The sequence below is a fragment of the Neorhizobium sp. T25_13 genome (assembly GCF_002968675.1).
GTDB classification, from domain to species: Bacteria; Pseudomonadota; Alphaproteobacteria; order Rhizobiales; family Rhizobiaceae; genus Neorhizobium; species Neorhizobium tomejilense.
This window is the reverse complement of sequence record NZ_PVBI01000007.1, coordinates 80,983-103,091: the sequence shown is the minus strand read 5'-3', so window position 1 is coordinate 103,091 and position 22,109 is coordinate 80,983. Positions and strand designations below refer to the sequence as shown.

At 57.5% G+C, this 22,109-nt stretch carries 23 protein-coding genes; 12 read left to right on the top strand and 11 right to left on the bottom strand.

Features of this window, described 5'->3' with window-relative positions; all coding sequences use genetic code 11:
* Window positions 1–72 precede the first annotated feature (72 nt).
* Together fsa and C5J22_RS17755 are read left to right on the top strand one after the other, a co-directional pair.
* Window positions 73–729 (top strand): fructose-6-phosphate aldolase, encoded by a 657-nt coding sequence (fsa, locus tag C5J22_RS17760; RefSeq protein WP_105439293.1) that lies wholly within the window; start codon window positions 73–75, stop codon window positions 727–729.
* Window positions 730–957: 228 nt separating this feature from the next.
* Window positions 958–3,459: an NAD-dependent epimerase/dehydratase family protein gene (locus tag C5J22_RS17755; protein WP_105439292.1), complete on the top strand. Its 2,502-nt coding sequence runs from the start codon at window positions 958–960 to the stop codon at window positions 3,457–3,459.
* 138 nt (window positions 3,460–3,597) lie between these two features.
* On the opposite strand, the gene C5J22_RS17750 is transcribed toward C5J22_RS17755, so the two are convergent.
* Both C5J22_RS17750 and C5J22_RS17745 read right to left on the bottom strand, forming a co-directional pair.
* Entirely contained in the window at window positions 3,598–3,897 is a 300-nt protein-coding gene (locus C5J22_RS17750) for a hypothetical protein (protein WP_105439291.1), read from the bottom strand.
* Between the two features lie 281 nt (window positions 3,898–4,178).
* The gene (locus C5J22_RS17745) at window positions 4,179–4,679 is read right to left on the bottom strand and encodes a PTS sugar transporter subunit IIA (protein WP_105439290.1); all 501 of its coding nucleotides are present in this window, start codon (window positions 4,677–4,679) and stop codon (window positions 4,179–4,181) included.
* Window positions 4,680–5,164: 485 nt separating this feature from the next.
* Between C5J22_RS17745 and C5J22_RS17740 the strand changes: the two genes are divergently transcribed.
* The 3 genes from C5J22_RS17740 (at window position 5,165) to C5J22_RS17730 (ending at window position 7,004) form a co-directional block, all read left to right on the top strand.
* On the top strand, window positions 5,165–5,578 hold the full coding sequence (locus tag C5J22_RS17740; protein WP_105439289.1) for a DUF5602 domain-containing protein: 414 nt from the start codon (window positions 5,165–5,167) through the stop codon (window positions 5,576–5,578).
* Window positions 5,575–6,102, top strand: a complete 528-nt coding sequence (locus tag C5J22_RS17735; RefSeq protein WP_172746676.1) for a plastocyanin/azurin family copper-binding protein — start codon at window positions 5,575–5,577, stop codon at window positions 6,100–6,102. Before C5J22_RS17740 ends, C5J22_RS17735 begins: the two co-directional genes overlap by 4 nt.
* A 110-nt stretch (window positions 6,103–6,212) precedes the next feature.
* Entirely contained in the window at window positions 6,213–7,004 is a 792-nt protein-coding gene (locus C5J22_RS17730) for a nitrogen regulation protein NR(II) (protein ID WP_105439288.1), read from the top strand.
* 8 nt (window positions 7,005–7,012) lie between these two features.
* Here C5J22_RS17730 and C5J22_RS17725 read toward each other — a convergent pair whose 3' ends face one another.
* Window positions 7,013–7,864 (bottom strand): LysR family transcriptional regulator, encoded by an 852-nt coding sequence (locus C5J22_RS17725; protein WP_105439287.1) that lies wholly within the window; start codon window positions 7,862–7,864, stop codon window positions 7,013–7,015.
* A gap of 432 nt (window positions 7,865–8,296) precedes the next feature.
* On the opposite strand from C5J22_RS17725, the gene C5J22_RS17720 reads away from it, so the two are divergent.
* Complete coding sequence (locus tag C5J22_RS17720) at window positions 8,297–9,001, top strand: CBS domain-containing protein (protein ID WP_105439286.1); 705 nt, start codon at window positions 8,297–8,299, stop codon at window positions 8,999–9,001.
* Window positions 9,002–10,210: 1,209 nt separating this feature from the next.
* Here the strand turns inward: C5J22_RS17720 and C5J22_RS17715 are convergent.
* The 4 genes from C5J22_RS17715 to rnk form a co-directional block, all read right to left on the bottom strand.
* Window positions 10,211–10,978: a pseudouridine synthase gene (locus C5J22_RS17715; protein WP_105439285.1), complete on the bottom strand. Its 768-nt coding sequence runs from the start codon at window positions 10,976–10,978 to the stop codon at window positions 10,211–10,213.
* Between the two features lie 42 nt (window positions 10,979–11,020).
* Window positions 11,021–11,914 (bottom strand): DMT family transporter, encoded by an 894-nt coding sequence (locus tag C5J22_RS17710; RefSeq protein WP_105439284.1) that lies wholly within the window; start codon window positions 11,912–11,914, stop codon window positions 11,021–11,023.
* 37 nt (window positions 11,915–11,951) lie between these two features.
* On the bottom strand, window positions 11,952–12,284 hold the full coding sequence (locus tag C5J22_RS17705; RefSeq protein ID WP_105439495.1) for a helix-turn-helix transcriptional regulator: 333 nt from the start codon (window positions 12,282–12,284) through the stop codon (window positions 11,952–11,954).
* A gap of 582 nt (window positions 12,285–12,866) precedes the next feature.
* Window positions 12,867–13,286, bottom strand: coding sequence for a nucleoside diphosphate kinase regulator (gene rnk / locus C5J22_RS17700; protein ID WP_371412631.1), 420 nt, complete (start codon window positions 13,284–13,286; stop codon window positions 12,867–12,869).
* 372 nt (window positions 13,287–13,658) lie between these two features.
* Here rnk and gdhA point away from each other — a divergent pair, with 372 nt between their 5' ends.
* The 4 genes from gdhA (at window position 13,659) to C5J22_RS17680 (ending at window position 17,289) form a co-directional block, all read left to right on the top strand.
* Complete coding sequence (gene gdhA, locus C5J22_RS17695; protein WP_105439493.1) at window positions 13,659–15,005, top strand: NADP-specific glutamate dehydrogenase; 1,347 nt, start codon at window positions 13,659–13,661, stop codon at window positions 15,003–15,005.
* Window positions 15,006–15,354: 349 nt separating this feature from the next.
* Complete coding sequence (locus C5J22_RS17690; RefSeq protein WP_245440449.1) at window positions 15,355–15,741, top strand: GreA/GreB family elongation factor; 387 nt, start codon at window positions 15,355–15,357, stop codon at window positions 15,739–15,741.
* Between the two features lie 169 nt (window positions 15,742–15,910).
* Entirely contained in the window at window positions 15,911–16,429 is a 519-nt protein-coding gene (locus C5J22_RS17685; RefSeq protein WP_105439282.1) for a hypothetical protein, read from the top strand.
* Between the two features lie 335 nt (window positions 16,430–16,764).
* A complete protein-coding gene (locus tag C5J22_RS17680; RefSeq protein WP_105439281.1) occupies window positions 16,765–17,289 on the top strand; it encodes a transcription elongation factor GreAB in 525 nt (174 codons plus the stop codon).
* A 546-nt stretch (window positions 17,290–17,835) separates the two neighbouring features.
* On the opposite strand, the gene C5J22_RS31690 is transcribed toward C5J22_RS17680, so the two are convergent.
* The 3 genes from C5J22_RS31690 to C5J22_RS17660 are packed head-to-tail and all read right to left on the bottom strand — an operon-like array spanning window position 17,836 to window position 19,083.
* Window positions 17,836–18,039 carry a hypothetical protein gene (locus tag C5J22_RS31690; protein WP_105439279.1) on the bottom strand — a complete coding sequence of 68 codons (204 nt, stop codon included), beginning with the start codon at window positions 18,037–18,039 and terminating at the stop codon, window positions 17,836–17,838.
* A gap of 13 nt (window positions 18,040–18,052) precedes the next feature.
* The gene (locus tag C5J22_RS17665) at window positions 18,053–18,382 is read right to left on the bottom strand and encodes a hypothetical protein (RefSeq protein WP_105403741.1); all 330 of its coding nucleotides are present in this window, start codon (window positions 18,380–18,382) and stop codon (window positions 18,053–18,055) included.
* The gene (locus C5J22_RS17660; protein ID WP_105403740.1) at window positions 18,379–19,083 is read right to left on the bottom strand and encodes a 5-formyltetrahydrofolate cyclo-ligase; all 705 of its coding nucleotides are present in this window, start codon (window positions 19,081–19,083) and stop codon (window positions 18,379–18,381) included. Before C5J22_RS17660 ends, C5J22_RS17665 begins: the two co-directional genes overlap by 4 nt.
* Before the next feature lie 107 nt (window positions 19,084–19,190).
* Here C5J22_RS17660 and C5J22_RS17655 point away from each other — a divergent pair, with 107 nt between their 5' ends.
* Window positions 19,191–20,090, top strand: coding sequence for a LysR substrate-binding domain-containing protein (locus C5J22_RS17655; protein ID WP_105439492.1), 900 nt, complete (start codon window positions 19,191–19,193; stop codon window positions 20,088–20,090).
* Between the two features lie 29 nt (window positions 20,091–20,119).
* Window positions 20,120–21,250: an HPP family protein gene (locus C5J22_RS17650; RefSeq protein WP_105439278.1), complete on the top strand. Its 1,131-nt coding sequence runs from the start codon at window positions 20,120–20,122 to the stop codon at window positions 21,248–21,250.
* Between the two features lie 11 nt (window positions 21,251–21,261).
* On the opposite strand, the gene C5J22_RS17645 is transcribed toward C5J22_RS17650, so the two are convergent.
* Entirely contained in the window at window positions 21,262–21,609 is a 348-nt protein-coding gene (locus C5J22_RS17645; RefSeq protein ID WP_105403738.1) for a hypothetical protein, read from the bottom strand.
* Window positions 21,610–22,109 lie beyond the last annotated feature (500 nt).

The window sequence follows — 22,109 nt, the reverse complement described above, 5'->3', positions numbered from 1 at the left end:
CAGCCCCCGAAACAGGTTAAACAATTCTACCGATATATATATACGCCGGTACGCACGTTGAGGAGAATGAAAATGAGGTTTTTTATCGACACAGCCGACACCACTGAAATCGCGGAACTTGCCGCCGCAGGCCTTGTCGACGGAGTGACTACAAATCCTTCGCTGATCGCAAAAACCGGTCGCCCTATCAAGGATGTGATCAAGGAAATCTGCGGAATGATCGACGGTCCGGTGTCTGCGGAAGTTACAGCGAGCCGCCTCGACGGTATGATCGCCGAGGGTGAGCGTTTAGCCGGCATTGCTAAAAACGTGGCCGTCAAGGTACCATCGACGTTCAATGGATTCAGGGCTTGTCGGGCGCTCAGCGCACAAGGGATGGCGGTCAATGTTACCCTCTGCTTTTCAGCCAACCAAGCCCTCCTCGCTGCAAAAGCGGGCGCGCGGTTCATTTCCCCATTCGTAGGAAGGCTCGATGATCTGGGGCTGGATGGCATGGAAGTTATCCGAGAGATCCGTATGATTTATGACCACGACAACTCGTTCAAAACGGAAATTTTGGCATCTTCAATTCGCACGCCCCTGCATGTCAAGCAGGCCGCAATAGCTGGAGCAGACATAGCGACCGTGCCGCCGGCTGTGCTCAGGAATCTTGCCCAGCACCCGCTAACCGAGAAGGGATTGGCGTCGTTTCTAGCCGACTGGGACAAGACAGGGCAAGCGATCCTGTGATCGTCCAACATAACGATCTGTGGGAAGCCGGTGAGACTGACAGCTGCCCCAACGTAGAGCGAGTAGCGCCTGTGTCGAAGCACCGCTTGCCAAGCTCTCCCTTGCCTAGCGGGTCAAGTTGTAGGTGATGCCTATCATCACGAAGCGCTACCGCCCAGCTTTTGTCAGTTTTGAAACCGGCTTTCGCTCGGAGTTCGATTTGCCGCGAAACAAATCGAGGATTTCCCCATGTCAACGGTTTCTACGTTTGCAGACATAGTCTCAGATACTCGGCCCGTTATAGTCATTACCGGCGGAACTGGAAATCTCGGACGTTCAATCGCTCAGACTCTTGGCCGGGATTACCAGATCGTTGCACTCAGTCATGTGGAACGCGATGCTGACATCCCGGTTTTTGAAGTCGACATCACATCGAATTCGTCCGTCGAACTCGCACTTCGTAAATTCCACGATGCGTTCGGCGAGCGTATTGCTAGCGTCATCCATCTCATGGCTTTCTTTGACTTTTCGGGCAAGGAAGATCCGCGTTACCATTCTGTCAATGTGGAGGGCACTCGTCGCCTACTACGGTCATTGCAACGATTCGAGGTTCGGCAGTTCATCTATGCAAGCACCATGCTCGTGCATGCTCCGTGCAGCCCCGGAGAGCGTATCGACGAGCACCAGCCGCTTGATCCGCGCTGGGCATATCCGAAATCAAAAGCTGAGGCCGAAGAAGTGGTCCGCGCTGAGCACGGGAATATCCCATACGTCATTCTGCGGCTAGCCGGTGTTTACGATGAGCGCACGATGGTGCCGACGATGGCCCATCAGATTGCACGAATTTACGAGCGAGAATTTCAGAGTTACTTTTATTCCGGCAGCACCCTTGTTGGCCAATCAATGCTCCATCGCGAAGATATGGTCGACGCCTTCCGGCGCGCCGTCGAGCGTCGCGCAGAGTTGCCGGTGGAAACTGAGATCCTGATTGGGGAGCCAGATGCGATTGGGTACGATGGTCTCCAGGACAAACTTGGCTATCAGCTTCATGGCAAACACGATTGGCCAACACTACGCTTGCCAAAGTTCTTAGCCGCCGCGGGCGCGTGGATGCAAGGTAGGCTGGAGCCACTGATACCGGATGTCATCGATCAGGGTGAGGAACCATTCATTAAGCCGTTCATGGCTGGCATGGCCGATGACCACTACGCGCTCGACATACGGCGCGCGCGCCATCTGCTTGGCTGGGAGCCGCGACATCGGTTGAGTGACGAACTTCCCGGGCTCATCGCCACGCTCAAGGCCGACCCTGCGGGCTGGTATGATGCCAATCGGATTACACCGCCAGCATGGTTCGATGAGGCGGCGGGTGCCGGAAAGAACGCGGAGATATTGAGAGCAAAGCGCAACGCGCAGATCAAGGCCGAGCACGCCGCCAACCTCTGGGCGCATTTCGTCAATATCGGCCTCGGCACCTGGCTTCTCACGCAGCCGGCGCTGATAGACGTTTCCGAGCCGCTTCTGCGTAGAAGCGAAATGGCGCTCGGCGTCGCGCTCATCGTCTGCGCTGTGCTGGCGTTGTCTTGGCGCGCGATGTGGGCACGCTGGCTCTGCGCCGGCATCGGCGCCGTGGTCATGGCTGTACCGTTCCTGTTTTCGACGGCGAACGCCACAGCATATCTCTCCGACACGCTCGTCGGGGCCATGATCTTCGGGTTTGCGGTCTGCACCAGACCCGAGCCCGGTCCTTCGGCGGTGGCGGCGCTGACCGGTCCTGGCGTTCCCCCCGGGTGGAGCTACAACCCGTCCGCCTGGACCCAGCGGCTGCCCATTATCCTGCTGGCCCTGATTGGCCTCTATGTTTCGCGATACCTCGCCGGTTACCAGCTTGGCCATATTTCGGAGGTATGGGACCCATTTTTTGCTGGCTCGACCTCTGATCCACAAAACGGCACCGAGGAGATTATCACTTCCTCGGTTTTGAAAGCCTGGCCGGTCTCCGACCCAGCCGTCGGCGGTTACGTTTATCTGCTCGAGATTCTGACTGGCATCGTCGGCTCCCGCACGCGCTGGCGTACGATGCCGTGGCTGGTCGTGCTGTTCGGACTGATGATCGCACCGCTCGGTATCACTTCGATCGTGTTCATTATCATTCAGCCGATTGTCATCGGCACGTGGAGCACCATCGCGCTGATCGGCGCGGCGGCAGTCCTTGTGCAGGTTCCATATTCGCTCGATGAACTGCTGGCGACGCTGCAATTCATGCGTCGCCGGATCAAAGCAGGACGGAACTGGCTGCGCGTGCTCCTCTTTGGCGACACCGACGAGGTGCCGGAGTGCGGAGCGGATCAACCCTTACTGGACGAGTTCGACCGCTCCCCGGGTGCCGTGCTGAAGAGTATGATGAGCGGCGGTGTCAGCCTCCCGTGGAATCTGGCTCTCTCCGCCCTCATTGGCCTGTTCGTGATGTTCACCCGACTGACGCTCGGAGCCGAAGGCGGCATAGCCACTGCGGATCATGTGATCGGCGCGCTTGTTCTCACCGTAATTTCGATCTCCGCCGCGGAGGTTGCTCGACCGGCTCGGTACCTGACTGTGCTTCTAGGGGGAGCCCTAGTCATCATTCCGTTCATTTACGATGCCAGCCTAATTGGGACGGTTGCAAGGATTGCTGTCGGATCAGCTTTGGTTCTACTCAGCTTTCACCGCGGTCAAATTAAGGAGCGCTACGGGACCTGGAATCCTGGTTGAGCATGCCCTTGCCCAAATCTAGTTGCGCAGCGAGCAGGCCCACGGGGTCGCCGCAAAGTTTGTTGTAATGGAATGGAATGCCGCCGACTTGCCGCCAGACAAATCATCCTCGATAGTCATTCGGGGCTGAGCGCGCACTTACGGCACCCGGTCAGGTGCAACTATTCCGCCTTCATTTTCCAGTATTGCGATGCGTCTAGCGTCAGATTTCGAAAATTTCAGACGCACACCGATGCCGCGACCGTTGTCAGGAATGAAGACCGGGCCGGCCTCTTCCAACGCCGATTGCAAGGCCGACACTTCATCATCAGTTGGTTCCGAGAGTTTAGCCTCAAAATGCAAGATGCTTTCCATGCTAACACCTGCAGATAGTGCAAGGCGTTCGCACGAGAATTCGACAAGTGCTCTTGCTGCCCGACATTGCGAACCGTTGATCATAACTCACCTTCCTCTCTAATTACGAACGCTGCAACGGCTCGGGATATCGGCGTCCTTAGGTAAAACATGTTCTACTCCGATCCTGTGCGCGTACAGTTCCGGCCCCGAGACGTCGGCTAGCACATGCGTGCGTTCTGCTCGAGCAACAGACCACCGAACCCTCCAGAAGGCAATCTGTCGCTGTAAGGTTGTTAGTCGCTCACGATCCGTTATAGCAATGACGTTTGGCAGTGTACCCGGATCTTCGATGTATCTCTTCATGTCCTGCCGAATCCTTTCGTTCACCGGACCGACACATAAGTGGGGGGTTGCTCTGAGACGGGCCAGTAGATCGCTCGCGGATCGCCATCTAGTATCGCTATCACCTCGTCGGCGGATCGTGCCACTCGAAGCCCCTCGCGGATCCGCGAAGCCCGAAGCAGCCGGCACAATTGCGCGAGCGCTGGAAGGAAGGCGACAGCGGCGGCGCGAGGCCAAAGCAAGGTGAAAATAAGGTCGACAGCATGGCCGTCGGCGCTCCCGAAATCAATAGGAACGGTTAATCGCGTGAACGACGCGACAGGATCCGAGATCGGCTCGAGCAGCGCATGTGGGATGGCGATACCTCGCCCAATACCGTTTGTTCTGCCACTTTCGCGCTCCCAAAGGCCGCGAAGAACAACATGGTCGTCAACCTCGGCACTCTTCGCGATATTCAACGCAATTTTGCGCAGTGCCGAGTACTTTCCGTTCGCCACGAGGTCAAGGGTAACGACATTCGCTGACAAGTTTCTGAAAATCATCGTGGTCGCCTCTAAGCAAGGCCGCACAAATGCAAACGAAGCGCGTTTTGCACTCATCTGCAGCGGAGTTACACTAGATTGAGATGCTAATGGCCCCGGACGCGACGCAAGCGAATCGCGCCAGGGCTAGAGGCGTGCTTTCAGGCGTCGTGGCTCTCGCATACGTAAAATGATAGTCATGAGTCCGAAGATGGGAGTTTATTTTCACAAATCAAGACAGCCGGAAGGACAGAGGCGAGTAGTGTGAGTTTGGAATCGCCGCGTTGTCTAAATCTTATTAACCGGTGATTCGACCAAAAATAGGTAATGCGGCTTCGTTAAAAACATGCAACCGCGACGATAGTGCATAAATACTGCATTTAAACTCCATCCATTTTCATTGGACTAATATAAATGATAGGTTTTTGAATAGCGGCAGACGACGGACCGTGCCGCGGTTGGCTGCCGAATAATACCCGACGCGAATCAATGTAGAAAGATTTCCCATGAAAATGCTGCTCCTCATACCTCTTCTGACAGGCTTCACCTCGGTTGGTGCCATAGCCGCGGATGGCTTTAGGAAATCGCCACCGGCCGCACCCTATCAACAGGTTAGCAAATTGGTGAAGTTGCCCGACTTTTTGCCTGGGATGGGCCAACTCTTCGTCGATCCGACGACACTGCCAGCCGGTCCGTTCCTTGCCTATGATCATGACGGAAAGCTTGTCAGCACGATCTATATGTTGCCGATGAGGGATCTCAATCCGGACAAGTCATTCGATAACCTTGCCGCGCCCGGCGGCAATGTCGACCATGTCGACGTCCACTACAAGGCTGGCCATCCGGGAGTGGAAGAGCCGCATGTCCATGTGGTGCTGTGGCATGTCGCAGCGGACGGCGAAGCTGGTGTCGCCAAATGACGGTCGCGCGACGTGAATTGCTGTGTTTGGGTGGTGGGCTTCTCGCCATCCTTTCTATGTCCCAACAGATTTCGCGGGCCGAAGAGGTGGTGGAGATCAGGATGCAGGGGCGGGCAGATGGCTCGCATGTCTGGTTCGACCCGATCGGTGTTTTGATCATGCCCGGCCAGATGATCCGCTGGATCAACCAGAACCCCGGAAATTCGCATACAACCACCGCCTATCATCCAGTAAACTTCGGGAGGCCGCTTCGCATTCCCGAAGCCGCAAAGTCCTGGAATTCAGACTATCTCCTACCAGACGAGAGCTTCTCCGTCACCTTCACCGAGCAAGGGGTGTATGACTACTATTGCGTTCCCCATGAGCACGCCGGAATGGTCGGCCGCATTGTCGTCGGCCAACCAGAAGCACCTGCTGGCTGGATGGAGTCGCTGGCTGTGAGCAGCGACCTTCCCGACGAGGCCCTCAAGGCGTTTCCGATGGTTGAAGAGATTGTTGCGAAGCGGATTGTCCGTCGCTTGTAAAGAGCCGAAGCGACAGGTTCGGCAATAGCCGACCAAGCCAATAGATGAGGACAGCGCAGACGGCAAATGATGCCTCGTGACGGCATCTTTGAACAGAGGGATGGGGCAACGTGACAGACAATACGGCGTTTCCGAAAGAAGGCTCGCTGCCATCGCAGGAAAAACGCAGGGGTCGCCCCCGGGCGGTCCAACAGCGCGAGCGCGGAATGTATCGACTATCGACCTTGGGCGAGATGACTGGCGGTATTGTCCACGACTTCAGGAACCTCCTGACGATCATCGAATCCGGCTTGAGGCTCGCCGAAATTAAAGCGGACCACCCCGAAAGCGTTCGCAACTATATTGCAGCGGCGCGGGAAGGCGTCAATCGAGGTGTCGAGCTTACGTCGCAGTTGCTCACATTCGCGAACTATGAGGAACTCCACCTCAACGCACGGAACTTGAATGAGCTCATCAATTCTTTCAAGCCTATTCTTAACTATGGGAGGGGAACAAACATTCGTGTCCGATTCGCGCTAGGGGCGGACGTGCCGGACTGTCTGGCCGATCCGTCGTTGTTCGCCGCGGCCCTACTCAATCTGATGCTCAACGCGCGGGATTCCATGCCGAGCGGCGGGGAAATCTCAGTCACGACGGAACGTTTTGTCCAAACCAACATTGCGATCAACGAGCCGCCGCCGGGGGCCTATGCGCGCCTTCGGGTCAAGGACCAAGGCTGTGGGATAGAGCCGGATCTATTGCTGAAGGTGATGGATCCCTTCTTTACGACTAAGGGTGAAAATGGCACCGGGATGGGGTTAGCTCAAGTCCATGCGACTATGCAATTGGTTGGCGGCCATTTACGAATAGGCAGTGAGCCAGGATTGGGAACTGAGGTCGATCTCCTTTTTCCATCGCTCTGAGCCGCCACTTAAGCCGGTATGTTGCCCCCAGCGATGGCGTGCAATCCAGTCAAGGCAGCGCCTACGACGCTCTCGTCTGCGTTTGCAGATCTCACTGCGTAAACTGGATACGAGTACTGCGGCATTTCGGGTACCAGGTGAAGCTGACCCGCCGCTATATGCGGCTCAACCGCACTCATCCTGAAATACCCGGATCCGCCGCTCGCCAAAACATAACTAAGGGCCAATGGGCCAAGATCGAATGAAAGATTTGGGGTGACATCGGGGAAGCTCATGTCATGGTGCAGCACGAAATCTGGTCCCCAATCAATGTGAACGTAATTCGCCTCCTCAAGGCGCTCCACCCCAACATTTGTCGTCACAAGCACAAGTTTTTCTTCCACGAGGAGGTCGATTTGCAGGCCTGGGCGATGCTGTGGCGCATACATGATCGCCACATCCACTATCCCTGAAGCGACCTGAGTGATCAGGTCTTGGGGCACATCGACGTGCACACGAAGTGCGATATCGGGGAGGTTCTGACGGATCCATCGGACCCAATTCAGCAAGAGCGGTTGCGCAAGCGTGACTTCGCTGCCTATCGTTAACACCGCCCGGTGGCCTGCCGGCACCGCGACCTGTTGACGAGTGCGCTGCCACAACTGGACGAACGCCGGTGCGTGGCGCAGAAACTGCTCTCCAGCCGGGGTGAGCGACGCGCCAGACTTATTTCGAACGAAAAGCGGCCGACCGAGCAATTGTTCCAGGTTGCGAATTCTAGCGCTGACTGTGGTTTGAGCTACGTTCAAACGTTCTGCAGCCCGAACAAAGCTACCCGTTGAAACTATCTCCAAAAATGTACGGGCAAGTTCTATATCCATCGAAGCATAGCACGAAACTTGGGCTCCATTGTCAATCAACTTCGCTTGTCAAAACCTATAGGTGGTGTTGGTGAAACGAGGTTTGGATTCAGCCACCGTCCTACGGTGCCTGCCGCTTATCTGCGGCATCGGGGATCGCGCTGTCGCAGCCCACTTCAGGAACATATGCGCTCAGATCTCCACCAGTGGAGAGTAAATGGGAGGAAACGCCCGCGCGGGAACCATTCCTCGGAGACGAGAAATTCATTGTGGATGCGCACCGGCCTTCTCACCGGAGCGACCGCCAATTCTCCGGTAATCGCACAGGCGGGCGGAATGATTGGGAAGAGCACGTGCCATTGCGCAGAAAGATTGCTTGATTGCTGCGCATAAATTCGTTTGTCACGGCGGATGAGCCGGACGATGATGCCTTGACATTAAAGGAACGCGACGATGTTGACTGCTCAAGAAATCATGACGTCTGAAGTCATAACGGCACACAATGCAGATACGGTGGGGCACGTAGCCGAGGTCTTGGTATCCAGAAATGTTAGCGCCCTTCCTGTCGTCGACGATGCCGGCATGCTGGTAGGGATCGTGAGTGAAGCAGATCTACTGCACCGCGCGGAAATCGGGACTGAAGTCAGACCACGCTCTTGGTGGCTCAAGCTTTTCAAAGAGAACGCCTCCCTCGCCGTGGACTACACCACCTCTCATTCGGTCCATGTCGCCGACGTAATGACGACCAAGGTCATCACCGTGGGTAAGACCGCGCCAATTTCTCAAATTGCTGATCTCCTCGATCAAAACAAGATAAAAAGGATACCGGTCGTGTGCGACGGACGGGTGATAGGGATGGTTGGCCGGTCGGACATAGTCCGCGCTGTTGCTCGCGCAAATACGGCTGAAGGCCCGCAATTGCAACGGCCTGACGACGCGCAAATCAAAGCCACCATATTAGAAGTGTGGCGCAGCCAAAAATGGGCCTCGTTCAGAGCGTCGCTTGTGGAGGTGTCTGACGGCGTCGTCACGCTCTCGGGGGACTTCGGGTCCGCAGAAGAGCGCAAAGCCACCCAAATCCTTGTTGAAAATGTTCCGGGCGTTCGGGAGGTACTTGATCATCGTATTCGGCTCGATCTCGCTTATCCCGCTGTGTGATCTGAACCGAATGTTGCTGAGGCAGGAGCTTATTTTTGGGCCGCCGAGAACGTCCACATCCTTGACGGGGACAAGCTTCCGCAAAACTGCTGCCTGGAGCGCCGCTGATCGGTCGCTCCGATGGTGTCTTGGAGGAGGATCTTGTAGCGTTCGACGCTCTTCCAAAATCAGAGTTCCGTCTGTCCAATCCCTTCATCTTAGGAACATGAAACCGCACGGCTACGTCTTCAATTTCGTTCGTCTCAATCGTAGGATCCTCATGCTCCTGGCGCTTAGCGGGATCGTGCCATTGTGGATGCCGTTCATCAATAGATCTACTTCCACCGCCGGTTCGGCGGGCCGTCTGCGTTCTTCTCGTCGTTCGTGCCGCCGCTGTTGCTGTCAGCACGTAGGCACTTTCGCATGGGCCGACTTAAGACAAGCATCTTCAGCTTCCTAGAGACGAAGATATGTGTGCTATGAAGCACGGTAATTCATTGCCCCACTATTCATATTGGATCTGCTCTCTCGCAGAGTAGCTGACCCGGATCCGGGTTTGTCGCTCCGGGTTCTGGAAGTAATCAACACCGCTATGGTGTTGTAGGCGACTTTCTCCTGAAATTGTAACTGTACCGTAACATTAAGTCGGAATTATCATCGGTAGGGACGGGTATGCCAGTCTGAAGAGGCTCTGCAGGATTTGATTCGCAGCCGTCTCTGACGCTCAGGAAGAAGGGTTTTCCGGCTATATCAGGGCGGGTCTAGCCGAGGAGGCTCAGCGGTGAGAACACAGGGATCCACGTTGGTACCAAACTCTTGAGGGCACCGGATAGAATTGCCAGGATCTGGATCGGAGACATTTCGAAAAAATTTCTACTGCGACCGCTGCGATAAACGACGCGGAGTTTGCGGGTGACTGGGTCATAAATCCCGCACGCTATACGTCTTCCAAACACATAAAAATGCTGTTCATTGTTTTCCATGCAGCAAACCTCTGAGGCCAGCCTATCTGGACCTGTCCTTGGGGCGATCGCAATTGAAACTCGCGCTCTTGGTTGACTGTTAAGGTTACGATTGCGGAAGCAAACACCAAAGGAGTTACCTCAGCTCATTCCCGACAATCACTGCATTTGAAGTAAGTTGTCCCGTGGCACCGCAGCCATTCTCCTGGTCTGGACCATCCTGCCGGCGTTCAGCGGCGTGTGACTACCGCATTTCTTCAAAGCCTAATTAACCAGCAAGGACGGGCAACCCAACACGACGCCGTAGGCTCTCGATTTCGATGTCATTGAGGCAACGATACTCGCCCTTGTTCAGAGAACCGAGACTCAAAGTGTCGATACCGACTCTCACGAGCCTCTGACACTCGAAACCGAGAGCCTCCACCATCCTTCGGATCTGCCGATTGCGTCCCTCACGCAGCTCCACTTCGAGCCACACGTTCTTTTCCGCTGACCTGAGGATGCGCGCGGACGATGCGGTCAGGCTTTCTCCGCGATCCGCGATGCCGGCTACCATCTGGCCCATATCGGTCTCGGTCGGCTTCCCCGAGAGCCGGACATGGTAAATTTTCCTGACGTTCGTTTCCGGGTCGAGAAGACGCTGTGCGAGCACAGTGTCATTGGTGAATAGAAGCAGCCCTTCACTCGCCTTGTCCAGGCGACCGACCGGGGAGATATGTGAAGTATTCAGGGCCCTGAGGCAGCTAAACACCGTATCTCGGCCGCCGGGGTCGTCCCGAGTGGTTATCAGGCCGCGGGGCTTGTTTAGGACTACGTAGGATTTCGCTGCCCTGCGCACCGACGCGTCATCGACTGCGAGCACGTCGAGATCAACGTCGACCCAGATGCGGCAGTCTCTCGCTCTGGTACCATTTATCCTAACCCGGCCCTCGTTGATCAAGGCTTCGGCCTGCGTCCGCGAGCAGTAGCCGAGTTTTGACATCGCCCGGGAGAGCGTGACCCGTCTGCCGCTTGGTGTGCCGTTATGCTTTTTCATCTTTGGATCACACGCCAAAAAAAGGAGATTGAATAGAACGCGTTAGCGGGAGCGAGCCCGCTCAGCGAGAACGGCCCGGTAATTCGAGAGCAGGATGATCCCGCCACCAAATAGGACCCAGAGGTCGATAGCCTCACCGTAGGCGTAGTACCCGACCACCGCTGCGAAAGGGACCCTCAGGAAGTCGATCGGCATGACCACAGACGCTTCCAATCTCTTGAGCGCTTGCGCCTGGCAGTAATGCGCGCTGAGCGCACCAAGCCCCGCAACTAGCATCCAAGGGACGTCGCTGAGATGCACGTCATGCCAGTCGGTGAGAGCTGCAATCAATCCTAGTGGAGCCTGGATTAGGATCATCCAAACCACGATGGCGCCAGGAGAGCAGTCACGGGTCAACCGCTTTACGAAAATCAGCGAGAGCCCGTATCCAGCAGCGGCGATCAGGACAAGGCCGGCAGCCGGATCGACCATTGCGGTTCCCGGTCGAACAATGACGAGCACACCTATGAATCCCCCGATGGTGGCAAAAATGCGTGGAGCCGAGAGCCTCTCCTTCAACAGGATCCATGCGAAGAGCGCCACCCAGATTGGCATGGTGAATTCCAGCGCGAAGACCGAGGCCAGTGGCAGCATGACAATGCCGATCGTCCAGAAATACTGCGCACAAAAGTGCACGACATTTCGGAGGAGATGAAGCTTCACAAGCTTCATTCTCCGGATCTCGGGCAACAGCATCCGCCCTACCGCCAAGATCACAATGAGGCCGACCAGAGCTCTGAAGAAGAGGACCTGTCGGATTGAGAGGGTCGCGGCCAGTTCACGCGAGCCGACGGACATTCCGATGAAGGACGCCATGCTGACCGCCATCCAGATCAGCCCCTGGCCGAAGCTTTTCCGCGTTTCAACATCCGCGGAAGGAAGGTTTGTAGAAATCATTCTGTGGCTCCGGGTCAGGCGGATCAAGGTCGATGGACTAGAAGAGGGCTTTCAGAAGCTCTGCCTGCGACCCGGGGGAGTCACATTCGAACTTCCAGATGCCGAAGCCTACCTCCGGAAGCTGCGTAAGTACCAACCCCTCGCGTTCGAAGGCGGCAGTGATCAGCGATGCGGTACGCCGGTGAATGACGTGCCTGCAGCTCTCGTAGTCCCGTACTGTCGTCCGGGAGATAGTCGATCGCTTCGCCAGATCTTCCTGGGTCCAATCCAGCGCGCCCCGTGCCGCGCGGCACAGTGCAGGCGAAAGAGCCGGAAGGAGCCGCGTAACGGACACGTTTTGCGTCTGACTATCGGGGCCTGCAATCTTCATCTCGTCGGGCGCAAGATGGATCTGGTCCTCAACGAAAATTCGCGATGGCGCAACAGCCGTGTTCCTATCCTCACACGGCATGTCGAAGATCCTTGGACGACCAGGGGATGGGGCCCGTAACCGGCGAAGCGGCTCCCACCGTCCGGGTTGGCGGCGGATGAGCACACCACGGACATCGCGTTGCTGCACGAGGCAGTTTTCGGTAGCAGGCATGACAGCAGTATCGGTTGCTGGCGAACGACATATCAAGCTCCTTTGCCGGTGGGGACCGGCTAACAAAACCAATGTTTACTTGGAATCGTGCGTTTGCCCCGAAACGCCCACGGTTCACGGCCGTGCGGCGCCCGGGGTGGAGCCATGTGCTTGAGATCTGCTGCTCGAAGCCGATATGATTTCTGCCCTGGTCATGTCTGATAATTGGATCCTTGAACGACGGACACAAGAGCGGGGGACATTCCGCCGCACTCACGGGTTCCCACTGAAGTCGGCCTTCCGGCAGAAATGCGATGTCGGCGCGCAGACCTGCACAACAGTGAGCGCAGGGCACGCGTTCTGCACCTCCGGAATCGACAGGTGTGCTCGTCAGGCGTCGCTAGAAGCGACGTGAGGTTCGACGAAGGTCACCGTCAGCCTGTGAACGTGGCCGTCACGACCGTTCCAGTTGATCGACTGCCCCGGCGAGAGTCCCAGAAGGGCGACTCCGATCGGGGTCATCACACTCACCATCGATCGCTCAATGTCAGCTTCGTTTGGAAAGCAGAGCGTAACCGTCCGCGCCTGCCCATTTTCCGTCTCGTAAGAAACGGTGGAACCAATCCCGACGGCTTCCGTCGGAAAGCTATTGTCGTCCACGACCGCCGCCCGCTCAAGTTCCGCGAGCAGCTCGTCGGCTACGTCGAGATCGCGACCCGGCGCCGCCATGGCGAGCGAAATGAGGCGGGAGTGCTCGGTTTGGCGCACGATGATAGACGGCTTGGTGCCGTGAGTTGAGATCATTTCCATTTGTCATGCCTCTTCGCGCAGCCTTGGAGCCGCGCTGTCATGGTTTAGTTAAGTGCCGTGAAGGGGAGTCGCGCAGAAAGCCAGCGAACAGGAGTATGACGATCCCAGGGTTCAGGTGCGCGACAGCAGCGAAAGACCCTGGGCTAGTGTCCTGCGATAGAACACGCCCGGCGGAGGCGACAGCAATGAAAGCGCGAAATGTTCGTCATGGTCAGTAGATCATGCCGTTCCTGAAGCGGAAGTCAAGGCCGATCCAATAGCATCAGAGCTCGGCAGATGACGTGCCAAAAAAAGAGGTTCACTTACCGCGGCTGTTCCGGTATGGCGCCCGCGCCGATCGCAATCATGCGGATGTGGCTTAGGAGAAAAATCTTGAATGTCGATGAGAAGCTGGAACCAATTCTAACTGAAGTTTTGCGGCGTAACGGCGGTGAACACGAGTTCCATCAAGCCGTGCGGGAGGTGCTCGAAAGCCTGGGGCGTGTGATTGCCAAACACCCCCGCTACGCCGAAAACGCACTGATCGAGCGTATTTGCGAGCCGGAGCGACAGATAATCTTCCGCGTGCCCTGGGTGGATGATACCGGGCAAGTGCAGATAAACCGGGGCTTCAGGGTGCAGTTCAATTCAGCGCTTGGCCCCTATAAGGGCGGCATCCGCTTCCACCCTTCGGTAAATGTCGGGATCATCAAATTTCTCGGCTTCGAACAGACCTTCAAGAACGCGTTGACCGGAATGCCGATCGGCGGCGGCAAGGGTGGGTCCGATTTCAACCCAAGAGGCCGTTCGGACGGAGAAATCATGAGGTTCTGCCAGTCCTTCATGACCGAGCTTCACAGACACCTGGGTGAGTACACCGATGTCCCCGCGGGTGACATCGGCGTGGGAGGCCGGGAAATCGGCTACATGTTCGGCCAATACAAGCGCCTCACCAACCGTTACGAGGCCGGTGTTCTCACGGGTAAGGCGCTGTTCCATGGAGGGTCGCGAGCCCGTAGAGAGGCGACTGGCTACGGAGCGACCTACTTCGTCCAGCGCATGCTTGCAACCCGGGGCCTGGAGTTCGACGGAAGGCGTGTGACAGTCTCCGGCTCTGGAAACGTCGCAATCTACACGATGGAGAAAGTCGCTGAATTTGGGGGGCGCATCGTCGCATGCTCCGACTCAAACGGCTACGTGGTGGATGAAGACGGCATTGATTTCGGCCTGGTCAAGGAGATCAAAGAGATCAGGCGGGAGCGGATCTCTGAGTATGCAAAACGGAAGGGGTCACGCGTCCGCTACGTCGAAGGCGGCTCCATATGGGACGTTCCTTGCGACGTGGCAATGCCATCGGCAACCCAGAATGAACTGACCGGCAAGGACGCGCGGGCCCTCGTCAAGAACGGCGTTGTGGCAGTAGGTGAGGGGGCAAACATGCCCTCCACACCAGAGGCTGTCCGTCATTTCCAGCAGGCAGGTATCATGTTCGCGCCCGGCAAGGCCGCGAACGCAGGCGGAGTTGCCACCTCGGCTCTGGAAATGCAGCAGAACGCCTCCCGTGACAGTTGGACCTTCGAGCAAACCGAGGCGCGTCTCGCAACGATTATGCATGCGATCCATGACCGCTGCGCTGTCACTGCCGACGAGTACGGTGCCCCAGGCGATTACGTGCTGGGGGCCAATATAGCAGGCTTCGTTAGGGTCGCTGAAGCAATGGATGCCCTCGGCGTGATCTGATCCCTCAAGTCAGGAACGAAAGCCATCCGCTTTGGATGCGGCGGCCTGCCGCACTTCATGCACCCGAACGGATGGCTTGACTTCCGAGCTGCCAATGGCAATCTTAGGGTCATGCTGATCAATCACGACCTACTCCCGATCGAAGTGTTGCGGGTTTGCCCTATCGCAGGATCATAGCCCGGATCCGGCCCTCGTCGCCTGCCGGATCCTGGGCGAAAAGAGTCAGCACCAGCGTTCACTGACGGCGCGACAATTCTTCCAGAACAGTCACCGCATGCATGGAGCCCCCATGTCTGTAACGGAGGTTTAGCGAACAATGTCGCAAGCTCGTCCCTCTCCGAAGTATCAGATGTCCGTCGTCGGTGCATCGGATTACTCCTCACTCATTGACCTAGCTTACGCTGCCTTGTCGAAGGATTACGATGTCGCGGCTGAATTGGTTGGCAAGCTTGAGAAGAGCCTCGTCGTGCCTGACGGACAGGCACCACATGACGCTGTCCGTATTGGTTCCACCGTCACCTTCGAGGTCGCAGGCGGATCCCGCCGCACCATCAAGCTCGTCTATCCCGATAAGATCGACGTCGTCTTGGCTAGAATATCGGTGCTTACTCCGATCGGGGTGGCACTCCTTGGCCTTCGCGAGGGGCAGTGCAGCCAGTGGTTCTCTCGTGACGGCCAGGCCCATCACCTGACCGTGGTTTGCGTTGTCCAGGAAGCCGCCGGCCTGGTGCTCTAAATTCCGTCGAACATCAGCAACCCTGAGGACACCAATGATCTTGCGCGACAGCAGACACAGAAAACACCGGGGAGGTTGCCTCACCGCAGGCCCGTAGCCCTGTGCCGCCCATCGGGGTCGGCACAGGGCGTTCCTGTTGAACCAACATGGACATCCAAGGAGACCTACGATGAATGCGTCCCATCTGCCTCTCATACTCTTCGACGAGGACACCGCTATCCTGCGCCGTTTGCTCGATGACATCACTGTGTGTCATCGGGCGAAGGCTTTGATACGACGAAAAATCGCAACAGCTCGTGTGGTTGACGCGTCGAGCCTTCCTGGAAATGTCGCGACGATCAACAGCCGAGTCGCCTTTCAAGTCGGAAGTGACCTGCCGACCACGGCGGATCTCGTAAATACCGGGCAGTCCATCAGGCTGTTCCAGGATATCATCCCGCTACGTAGCCTGGTGGGGCTCGCTGTTCTAGGTCTCCAGGAAGGCGACGTTGCAGTCTTCGGTCCTCATCAAAACCCGAATGCGACACTTTCACTCAAGCGGGTTCTCCACCAGCCGCAGCGGGGGTTAACGGCGATCTTCGGATCCGCACTCTCGTCGGCGCCCTCGGGAACGGCACGCGGTGCCGCCCCTTCAGGTAATTTCGAGCGAGCTGGTATTTTCTCTTTTGGGAGCGAGGCAGCGCGATGACAAATCCTTCCTTCTCCAACAACAATTCTACCGGCGGAGCTATCCATGTTCAGCTCCACTACGACCACCTGAGCGGAACTGCACACGCGTGGTCGACCGTCTTCGACGGAGTACTACCCTCGCGCTATCCGACTCGCGAAGCTGCAGCCGACGCGGCTCGCACTGTGATCGCAAGGATTATTTCAAAGGACGACCCCAAGAAGCCCATGCGAGACATTCGTATTTGGCTGCGCTGACGCGGCGTACAGCATTGCGTAGCCAACAATGAGCATAGCAGGCCGGCGAGTTGCCCGCCTTTCTGTCACCTCCATGAATGTGTGCTGGAGAAATGAACTATGTCCAGGGAAGTATTCTGCCAACTGACGGCAGGAGATGCCAATGTCCTGATGTCGATGCTCGAACAGGAGGCCGACCGGCCGAGTCCGTTTTCGATCCTGCTTCGTGAGAAGCTGAATCATTCGGACGTATACTTTCGGGAGGATATACCCCCGAATGTGGTGACGATCGACACTCAGGTCGCTTTTACCGTCAACGGGTTGAGCATCGGACCGCAAATTCTTGTGCGGAACGCAGAAGGGCTACTTCCCAGTTTCGCTCTCTCGCTTCATTCGATGCGCGGCCTCGCGATACTCGGCCTCGCCGTCGGGCAAAAGACCGAGTTTCTAACGGACGACGGGCACTCTGAGGTACTTTCGGTCCAGCACATTCTGTTTCAGCCTGAGGCTGAAGCGCGCTTAAAGCAGCTCGGACAGCGTCTCATCGAACCGATCGACCATGCTCCGCAGGTGGTCAGCTTCCGGCCGCGGCCCAGGAGAGCCGTAGTTTCCCGTGACGATGATCCTGATCCCAGTGCTGCATGATAGGATGGATCCACCTGAGGGCCGCCAAAGGAATTCCCGCCGACGACGGACAATAGTAATACCAGCCGAAACTCTTGGTGAGCTTTAGAAGGAGCCGGGCTCCGGAATCGTGCCTTTCTGCTTCAAGAGCAACGGCATCCGCAGCGGTACGATGCCGGATTTCCTCATGTCGTCCCGCTTGAAGGTGTTGGTGGCCGCAATAGTGTGGATGGCATTGCGGCGGGCGTAGGTGATCGCCGAGCGGAACTCTTCGCACCTGATGGTGCGCAGGATTGCTTTCCCCGCGGATGCGGCAATGGAAGGCGTCGTAGCTGTATGACCGCTTCGCGCATGGCCCCCGGCGGGCCGGTGGGGCCAATCAGTTCCATTTGCAAGTCTCACCCCGCGGCGCATTTGGCCCATCCGTCCGAATACCCCTGAAGCTTCGACAGGTGCGATTCCTCGCCATCGGACGCATTGCGCATCCGGTGGCCCGACCGGTAAGTTTTTCGGATCTGTCCACTTCGCCCGGAGAGCCGCCTTCGGCTCGCCTTATCGCACAGACCATTAAGCACCTGGACAGAGCGGCGTTGCCATATCAGCACGCTGCTGTTCGTGCTTGGGCCTGAACGAGCGGTACACCCACCTTCCCGCCTCATCTTTCCGCCGATACACCGCTTCCAGCCAATGAATCGAGTCATCGACGGGCAGGACGGGGTACCAGGCATACCAATGCGACCAAGCCAGTTGCGGATATTTCCGGTCCGACATTATGTCTTCGCTCCTATACCTGAAGGCCGCCAGTAATCGAGAAAGAGGCGACAAGACTGACCGCGGAAAGCCCCGTGCTGAGCGCGGGGCGCAGGTAGCGCCTGGCTATCGGGGAGCCTGCGAGGCCGAGTGCGAAGACGAGGCTTCCGATGACCGAACCGCAATGGGCAAAGGAAAGCGTGACCGTCATCAGCGCCACGCTGGTGGCGACCATTGTTGTAATGGATGTTTGTGCGGCGGGATTAGTGTCTCGACGAAAGATAATGAGGAACGGATGCCACGCAAACGCGATCGCAGCGGCCAGGCAAAGCGGTGCCGTCCACTCGGCCGGTACGACGATCATTTTTCGCCTTCCAGCCTGAGCGCCGCGTCTCGGCCTGGGCGAACCCGCACCTGAACATCGGTCACGATCGCATCCATAGGAATGTCATGGGCTTGCGGGCGAATGCTCTCGATCTCTTGGAACTCGAAGCCGACTCCGATTTTGAGGGGTGGCGGATCCAGAGCCGCTAACGTCCGGTCGAAATAACCGCCACCGAAACCAAGGCGGTAGCATTGCGCGTCGAACCCGACGAGCGGCGCGATGATAATGTCGGGACGTCGCACCTGCCCATGGCGAGGCACGGGGATGTTCAAAACCCCTTGTTCAAGCTCCTCACCGACGCTCCAGGTACGAAATGTCAACGGTTTCCGCCGTTCCGTCACCACGGGCAGGAGGCCGATCGCCCCACCTGCCGATGCGGACACGATCCAGCCCCGCAGATCCGGCTCTCCCAGAAATGGCCAATAGAAGCTGACATTCCGGCCGCCCAGATTGGGCAGAAGCTTATCAAGATGCTGCCTGAGCAGGAGGGTTCTGCGTTGGCGTTCCTCAGAACTGAGAAGTGTGCGCAGATCGATCAGCCGGCGGCGCTCATCTCTTCGCCACGCGTTGATGGTCGCCCGGTCTACCCCCAGTCCCATATAGACTGGATCGACTTCATGCATCAGACAAGCAGGAGACGCGTAGGCTGCTGGAAGTTCTTTCTCGTTTTCATTGCTCATCGGCTCATTCTTTTCGCGCTGGCGTGAGTTTGCCCCTAGGATCAACCTTGAATGATATTCGCATTTAGGAAATGATAGCGCAGCATCATTCGTTTGGCGAGATCAACGTGGACCCGACATCACTCGAAATTTTTCTTGCTGTGGCTTGTGAAACAAGCGTCACGCGTGCCGCAAGAAAGCTTGCCCGCGCTCCTTCGAATGTTACCACGCGCATCCAACTGCTCGAAGAACAAGTCGGCGCGCAGTTGTTCAGCCGCGAGGGGAAAAAAATGACATTGACCCGCGAGGGCCGGACGTTTGTGACCTACGCGCGACGGCTGGTTGCACTTGCCGAAGAAGCCCGTCTTGCGATGAAGAACATGGCAACCCTTCGAGTTGGTACCATGGAGAGCACAGCCGCAAGCAGGTTGCCTCCGGTCCTTGCTCAGTTCAATGAGAATTGGCCCTCGGTGTCTCTGCAATTGACGCTCGGCGCTACTCAAGACCTTGCCGCTGCCGTTATTGCAGACGAACTGGACTGCGCGCTTGTCGCGCGGCCGCCGCGAGACCAAACCGACAATGCGGTCTCCTTCGACCGCCACGGGCTGCTCCACGTAACGCCGATCTACCAGGAAGAACTGCTTCTTATTCTTCCTCCCAACCACCTGCCGGTCCGGGACGCCAGTGACATCCGATCACGGCAGTTGGCGGCGCTTGAGCCCGGCTGCACCTATCGCCGCGTTGCCGAACGGTGGGTAAGGCTGACGGCCGATCTCCCAACCCTTGAGGTGGGCTCCTACCATTCCATGTTGGCCCACGTCGTTGCAGGCAATGCTGCCGGCGTCATACCCCGCTCCGTTTTGGATGGCATGCACTGGAGCGCCGATATCGAAGTTCATTCGCTGGGGCCGGTCGACACGTTGCTGATTTCGAAGAGGGACCGGAGGTCCGCGACGCTTCAGGGTCTTGAAGCGATTCTCGTCAGTTCCGGCGCCGCTACACCGGGATCGTCGGCTCGTCCCTCCTAAGTTCTCACAAACTCATCACCAGGTTTTGCATGTCATCTCCCAAGCAAGAAGACGCCGCTCGAAGGCGAGCTCGCCTCTCATTCCGCTTGTTCTATCCAATCCTCGCCGGCGCCACCCTTCGAGATAGGCTTCTTGCGTGCCTGGGTGCACTCGTTGCCATCGCACTGACGGGTATGCTCTGCGGCGTTCTCTTCGGAGAAGGCGCTCATTTGCCGCTCATCGTTGCCCCGATGGGCGCGTCGGCGGTTCTACTTTTTGCCGTGCCTGCCAGCCCGCTTGCGCAACCATGGTCGATCGTTGGCGGCAACACGATATCGGCTATCATGGGCGTTCTTTCTGCAAGCCTGATAAACGATCCGATCATCGCAACAGGTGTCGGAGTATCACTTGCGATTGCCGCAATGTCCTTCACGCGCTGCCTGCATCCGCCCGGGGGCGCCGCTGCACTCACGGCAGTCCTCGGCGGGCCGGTGGTTGCAAGTTGGGGGATGCTCTTTCCATTCGTCCCAGTCGCGCTAAATTCATGCCTGCTCGTAGGCGTAGGCTTACTGTTTCACAGACTGTCGCGCCACAATTATCCGCATGTCGTTCCGCAACCGGCAAACGTGCATCGCACTTCGGACCCGGCGCCCGCGCAACGGGCCGGGTTTCGGGAGGAGGATATCGATGCGGCGCTTGCGAAGCTGAACGAAACGTTTGACATCGATCGTGCCGATCTGGGCCGGGTATTGCGGCAGGTGGAGCTTGAGGCGGTCTCGCGCGCCAACGGCGACATCCGATGTGCGGATATCATGTCGCGCGATGTCATTGCGATCGATATCGATGCAACAGTGGAGCAGGCTCGTTGGCTTCTCTTAAATCACAACGTTCGGACCCTGCCAGTCAGGGGAGCCGACAGGAGCCTTGTCGGCTCAGTCGGCTTAAGGGAGCTCGCCTTAGCGTCCGGCTCGTTGGAGCGGCGGATCTCTGAGGCGACGACCGCACGATCCGACGATGTCGCTTTCGGCCTGTTGCCCGTATTGACCGATGGCCGCACGCATGCGGTCGTCATCGTAGACGATAAACGGCGGATACTCGGATTGATCACGCAGACCGACTTGCTTAATGCGGTCGCCAGGGCACTTCCGCGTGAGCAAAGGCTTGCGACCGCGGCGGCGTAGTCTCAGAAGCTTCAGCGCAGGCCCAGGTAGGCAATGAGACAGGCGACTGACAAGGCAACCAAAAGCGTTGGCCTCAGACCGTCCAAAAGAACTGCGAATAGCAGGCCACTGGCAAGCGTCAACGCAGCGCGCAGCACATCCGTATCCGCAATGGTCAGGGCCAGGGCCGTCAGAAAAACGGCGCTGGCGACCATCGTCAGCGGCGAGGTTGCTTCGGCTCTACCGTCCGCGCGAATGTATGGAACAAGGAACCGGCGCACGCTGAGAGAGAGTGCGGCAGCAAGTAAAAAACAGGTCAGGATATTCGTCAAATTGTGCCCGCCGCAGGAATTTTCACGGGCCAGCCATGCAAACGCCATGCCACTATGGCGTTCTTCAAAGTCTGGAAGTTGCGGCCCGCAAGGTGCGGCGGCGCGACATCTCCGACCATCGGCTCAGACCCGCGTGCACAAACAATGGTCGTAGGCCGGTCAAAAAATAATCAGTAGGGCAACCCGAAATGGTTTTGGCCGCTCTCGACAGATGGTGCCCCAATTTTACCACCAAGCCATCCGAAGTGGTGAAACCTCCTTGCAGCAAATTTTCGGTGCACCCTCCCGCACCTCCATCTGCGAATTACCTGGGAGCAGGTCGCCAAGATTGGTGGGGTGCCGATGTTGCCGTCCCTGCCACCACCTCTTGCTAGCGCGGCTACGGATGTCTGCCTGTAGAGGCCGAGGACGCCTCCGCCTAGCGCCGTTTGCGGACACGAAAGAGCCCGCGCGTACCCCCGTGCGCGGGCTCTTCCTAAGCCGGAGACTCTTCTACGCTCGGCTTAGGGATAATGATGGTAACCGGGATGATAGAGGCGACCAACCCA